Annotated in this window: 6 protein-coding genes; all 6 read right to left on the bottom strand. The window is 32.4% G+C overall.

Annotated features, from left to right (window positions below; translation table 11 throughout):
- Nucleotides 1-188: IS3 family transposase (locus tag A9G35_RS12890; RefSeq protein ID WP_141673804.1), on the bottom strand; the 188-nt coding region annotated here is incomplete at its 3' end.
- 83 nt (nucleotides 189-271) lie between these two features.
- A complete protein-coding gene (locus A9G35_RS06370; protein ID WP_065585449.1) occupies nucleotides 272-571 on the bottom strand; it encodes a transposase in 300 nt (99 codons plus the stop codon).
- A 320-nt stretch (nucleotides 572-891) separates the two neighbouring features.
- Nucleotides 892-2409 carry a UxaA family hydrolase gene (locus A9G35_RS06365; protein ID WP_065636147.1) on the bottom strand — a complete coding sequence of 506 codons (1518 nt, stop codon included), beginning with the start codon at nucleotides 2407-2409 and terminating at the stop codon, nucleotides 892-894.
- Nucleotides 2410-2477: 68 nt separating this feature from the next.
- Nucleotides 2478-3494: a zinc-binding alcohol dehydrogenase family protein gene (locus tag A9G35_RS06360; protein ID WP_065608765.1), complete on the bottom strand. Its 1017-nt coding sequence runs from the start codon at nucleotides 3492-3494 to the stop codon at nucleotides 2478-2480.
- A 27-nt stretch (nucleotides 3495-3521) separates the two neighbouring features.
- The gene (locus A9G35_RS06355) at nucleotides 3522-4961 is read right to left on the bottom strand and encodes a tagaturonate reductase (RefSeq protein WP_065636146.1); all 1440 of its coding nucleotides are present in this window, start codon (nucleotides 4959-4961) and stop codon (nucleotides 3522-3524) included.
- A 117-nt stretch (nucleotides 4962-5078) separates the two neighbouring features.
- The gene (locus tag A9G35_RS06350) at nucleotides 5079-5996 is read right to left on the bottom strand and encodes a GntR family transcriptional regulator (RefSeq protein ID WP_065608744.1); all 918 of its coding nucleotides are present in this window, start codon (nucleotides 5994-5996) and stop codon (nucleotides 5079-5081) included.
- Between the last annotated feature and the right edge of the window lie 4 nt (nucleotides 5997-6000).

Below are 6000 nucleotides of genomic sequence, written 5' to 3'. Positions count from 1 at the left end.
CGTTTAACGGTGTATTTTGATACCAGCAATAAGGCTTTCATCACCCGAGCAATGTAACGGCGTGACACCCAAATATTCTCTTTTTGTAAATCAAAACGAATTCGTCTTGTACCATAAGACTGATAGCTCTGATTAAATAGCGTCACGATTTTATCGGCATAAAGCCCTACTGATTTTTGTCTATTCAATTTACACTGATAATAAGCATAATATCTTGATAATCCTAAATATTGACATAGCTTTGTTATGCTATAACGATGTTGATTTGCTTTTAGGATAGCGATTTTCGCCCTATTATCAGTGCTGCTTGCTTTAGAATATCGTTTTCCATACGCAGCTGTTTAAGCTCTTTACGCAACGCGATTAGCTCTTGTTCTTGTGGACTGCGATTATCTTTTGTTTTAAATGAGCCACTTTGGCTTGATTGCGTTATCCAACGGTCCAAAGCTGATGGTGTCAAATCATATTCGGCAACGATTTCACTACGTGATTTACCATGTTGATAAAGACTGACCATTTGGTGTTTAAAATCATCTGTGAATGTTCGTCTTTTGCGTTTAATCTTATTCATATTTGTTTCTTTTTTAGTTGTGATAAGTTTACCTTACCCCTTAAAAAAGTTGTATGAATTAGTGTAGCCGATCCACATCGTTAACATAAAATGTATGGTGTTATAAATAAAATATTCTAGCTAAACATTTAGTATCGATATATCGCATTTTGCTAAAATACGTTTTTTATAGCGATTTAGTTAAATCTATGATGGTAATTGTTTTTTTATGATATAACCGCCATACCTTTCGTTTGTGATACGGCGTTAATTTTGTTTAATTCTCATCAAAAGTTGTCACTCAAATTAAACTTGAGTTATTATAAAAAAGTAAAATAAAATTATTCGGTGACTCCATTTTTAAAAATAGATAAATCTCTAAATTGATTAATTTCATTACATGTTTGTTTACCATTAACAAGTTGTATAATTAGATCAATAAATTGTTCTAATAATTTGTCCATTTTGACCCCATTTACTAATTGCCCAGCATCAAAATCAATCCAGTTCTTCTTTTTTTGAGCCAGAGCTGAATTGGTTGAAATTTTTACGGTTGGTACTACACCACCATAAGGAGTTCCTCTTCCTGTGGAAAATAGCACCATATGACAGCCTGCTGCGGCTAATGCTCCTGTTGCAACAGCATCATTACCAGGAGAAGATAATAAATTTAACCCAGTTTTTTGAAGTCTTTCACCATATTCTAAAACATCAATAACTGCACTATTTCCCGCTTTTTGTGTGCAACCTAAAGATTTGTCTTCTAGTGTAGTAATACCGCCTACTTTATTGCCTGGGGAGGGATTTTCGTAAATAGGTTGATTATATGACATAAAATAATGTTTGAAGTTGTTAACCATATTTACGGTTTTTTCAAATGTTTGTTTATTAATACAGTGAGACATTAAAATCGTTTCTGCACCGAACATCTCGGGAACTTCAGTTAGTACACTTGTGCCGCCATGTATAATTATATAATCAGAAAATTTGCCTAATAATGGGTTAGCAGTAATGCCAGATAATCCATCAGAGCCACCACATTCAAGGCCAAATTTAAGTTCACTTAGTTTACCTTGTTGACGTTGATCAGATTTCATTATTTGATATAGTTCGTGCAAATAGTTGACACCTTCTGTAATTTCATCTTCAATGTCTTGAGCGATCATGAAACGCACTCGTTCATTATTATACTCTCCAAGGCTTTCTTTAAATGCCTTAACTTGATTATTTTCACAACCTAAACCAATAACTAAAACACCACCTGCATTAGGATGTTTGACCATATCTTGTAATATGGTTTTAGTGGTTTGATGATCGAGACCTAATTGTGAACAACCATATGGGTGTGAAAGTAGATGAACACCATCAAAATTAGATGATTTTTGTAAGGGCTCTTGAGAAATATCAGCTAAAAACTGTTTACGAATCTGTTCAGCAATACCATTAACACAGCTCACAGTAGGAATGATCCAAAGTTCATTACGAATACCAACATCTTTATTTTTTCTTCGATAAAGATTGACTTCTTTATCGCTAATTTGTGTTGAGATTTCCTTTATAGATGGTTGATATTGATACTCATTAAGCTCACCAAGATTCGTTTTTACGTTATGAGTATGTACATGTTCGCCTATTTTAATCGCCTGTGTTGCATGGCCAATAGGGAAACCGTACTTTACAATATTTTCACCTTGTTCAATTGGTTTAATTGCTATTTTATGACCTGAAGGAATATCCTGTAACACAATGATTTGGTGTTGAGTTACCAATGGTTCGCTAATGATTATATCGCCTTGATGTAATGGCTCTAATGCAATAATGACGTTATCATTATCGTTTATTTTAATTGTTTTTTTCATAAACTCATTCCTATAATGCACAATTCCGCTATTTTTATAGCGGAATTAATTGGAAAACTGTTATTATGTTAACTGATTTTTATTACTGATTTTAGTCGAGCACTAGGATCATCTTGCATTTCTTTGAATGCCTTTTCAGCATCAGTTAATTGGTATACATCAGTAATGATTTTTTTAACATCACATTTTCCTGAGCTGACTAGATTGATTAATTCGATAAAGTCTTTTTTGAGAGCATTACGAGAACCAAAAATATCTAACTCTTTTGTTTGAATTTGAGTAAAGGCAAAATCTAATTTTTGCTTACTAACACCAACTAAACCAATGCGACCTCGGTAAGCTGCGGCATCAATGCAATTTTGGAAAGTTTGTGGTAACCCAGCACATTCAATGCAAACATCAAAACCATCACCTTGAGTGAAGTTTTTTACTTTTTCTTCAAAATTTTCTTTATCTGTTCGAATAACACCTTTTGCACCTAATGATAAAGCTTTATCTAATCGTGATTGCATGACGTCACTTACATAAACCTCAGCCCCTTTTAATATAGCAGCCATAACAGCAAATAAACCGATAGGTCCGGCACCAACAATTAATACTCTATCTCCTTCTTTTACAGATGTGCGTTGAACTGAATGATAGCTAATGCAAAATGGCTCAATCATTGAAAGTGTTAATGCATCTAATCCTTTACCATCATAAATACGTTCAATTGGCATACTGTAATATTCTCTAAAAATACCATCACGCTGTGCGCCAAGTGTTTGATTCCGTGTGCAGCAATTGATAAACCCACGTCGGCAAGAGTAACATATACCACAATTAAAGTAAGGATTTGCTGTAACAATCATCCCTTTTTCGATTCCATGCTCATTATCATCTACTTCAACAACTTCGGCCGAAAATTCATGACCAGGAATGCGAGGATAACTAGCATAAAGAAAAGTACCTTTGTACGTCCCCATGTCTGAACCACAAATCCCACCATATAATACTCTTAAGATTGCTTCTCCCTTTTGTAAAGTGGGTTTTTCCATTTCTTTGATTTCAACTTTTCCAGGTTCTGGAATAACAATATATTTCATTTTAGGCATTAATTTGACTCCTAAGGTTTAATGGTTTGGAATATAATCTTTAATATCATGGGATAAAATATTTTCCAGATATTCCGTTACTAAATCGTTTAATCCAGCAATATGATTTAAATCTATTCCCCAATGCTCTGTCATTTTTAAGATGTTTGTGACTAATGTTTTTACATCATTTTGGTAAAGAGGGTACCATTGATTAAATTTTGCTAATAAATGTTCATCATCAGTTAATGGAATAGTTTGGCCTTGATACTCTCCACGATAAAAGGCAATAAGAGCAGCTAAAGCAAAGGAAATATATTTTGGCGGTTGGTTAAATTGTTTGCTATAGGTTAATAATTGTGGTAACAAACGAGTTTTGAATTTCGTTAATGAATTTAATGAAATAGACATTAATTCATGTTTAATGAATGGATTTTTAAAACGTTTTAATACTTCATCAGTAAATTGTTTTAACTGATCCTGATCCAAAGATAGAGTCGGGATCACTTCTTGAATTAGGAGATTTTTAACAAATGTTTCAATTTGCGGATTATCCATACATTGACCTACAGTACGCAGTCCAGCAAGATAAGCGACGGGAACCATAGCTGTATGAGCGCCATTTAAGATGCCAACTTTTCTTTCTTTGTAAGGTTTGATATCATCAACAACTAAAATGTTTAAGTCTGCTTGGTTAAGGTTTAATTTTTGTTTTAACCAATTTGGTCCTTGGATAACAAATAAATAAAAGTATTCTGCTGTATCTAAAAATTGGTCTTGGTAGCCCAGTTGTTGTTCAATTTGTGTGGTCTCATCTTTTGGGTAACCTGTTACAATACGATCTACTAATGTTGAGCAAAATGTATTACTTTCGTTTATCCACGTAATAAAACTATCACCAAGTTGCCACAAATTTGCATATTCTAGTACCAACTCTTTTAGCCTTTCGCCATTATAATCAATTAGTTCACATGGAATAATAATTAAACCTTTATCCCTTTTTCCGGTAAAAAATTCGAATCGATGATATAAAAAACACGTTAATTTCGCAGGGAAGGTTGTTGGCGGTGTATCGGTTGCTTTATCTTTATCGCTAAATGTTATTCCTGCTTCAGTGGTATTGGAAAAAATAAATTCTAAGTCAGGATTTTCAGCACATTTTAAATATAATTGATAATCTTGATATATCAAAATTTCTCGGTTAACGGAATAGATAATTCGAGGTGTTGCAATAGCATCACCTTGTTCATTTAGCCCACGAACAATTGTGGTATAAAGCCCATCTTGTTCGTTGATTGATGGTTGATGGGTATCAATCGGTCTTACAATAGTTACGCCACTATTGAAGTCTGTTTTTTGGTTTAGATTATCAACAATCCAATCAACAAATGCTCTTAAAAAATTTCCTTCACCAAATTGGAGGATTTTTTCAGGATAGCTAGGACCAGGAAAATTAGATCTATTTAGTTGTTTATTCATATAATAGTTCTCTTTATTAAGTTATTAGCTAGTAAGTAAAGAGAACTATAAAAGAAGATAAAAAGTAGTATTTATTTTTTTAGTTGTTTCGTGTTGAATATAAAAATTTTTTGTTTTTTATCTGTTTTTTATAGGTAATGTTCCACCAATTGATTCTTGCATTGATGTTTTAGCTGTATTTAAATGTCGGCACAACGCTGAGATGGCAGCCTGTTCATTTTTTTGTAAAATTGCTGTTAATACTGCAATATGCTCCGATACAGCAATACTATTACGTTCTTTTAAATTACTGTTATCCCACTGATAATGAAAATGAAATATAACAGAAATTAAATCAAAAGACTGCATGAAAAAAGGATTATCATTACAAGATAAAATTAACTGATGAAAATCACGATCGAGTGTTGAAAAAAGTGTATATTCATCTTGAATGTTTTTTTGAAAATTCTTATGGCGTTGTAATAACTCTCGTGCTTTTATCCAGTTGATATGATTATCAGGTTGGATCATAAATGCTTTAAGAGCAAATATTTCTAAAACACTCCTAAATTCATAAAGATTTTCTACATAATCTTTACCAAATGTAACTAGTTCCCACTCTCCCTTTTTTATGTTATTAATAAGCCCATAATGTAAAAAACGTAATAAAAATTCACGAACAACAATGGGATTTACATTTGTGTCTTTAGCTAGTTGAATTTCATTAAAATTATCGCCTGGTAATAATTTCTTGTTATTTATTAAATGGTAAAAATAGGTTTCGAATTTTTTATCTTGAACCGATCTTTTTTCAAAAATACAAACTATCTTATCCTCATTTGTTGGTTCTCGTAATAAATGGTATTCATTGTTATTCAATAGTAGGATTTCTTTTTTGCACAAATGCTCAAGTACTGCCCGGATAGTTGTTCTACTAACATTAAATGCATCAGCAAGAATTGAAATAGAAGGTAATGGAAATGATAATATTTTGTTATTAATGCAATCAATAAATTGATTAATGGTATTTTGCCTTAATGTTTGACTTCTGCCCATATTA

This window comes from Gilliamella sp. Choc5-1 (genome assembly GCF_001690595.1).
Classification (GTDB): domain Bacteria; phylum Pseudomonadota; class Gammaproteobacteria; order Enterobacterales; family Orbaceae; genus Gilliamella; species Gilliamella apicola_M.
The sequence above is the reverse complement of the archived record's forward strand: the minus strand, read 5'-3'. Positions and strand labels throughout refer to the sequence as shown.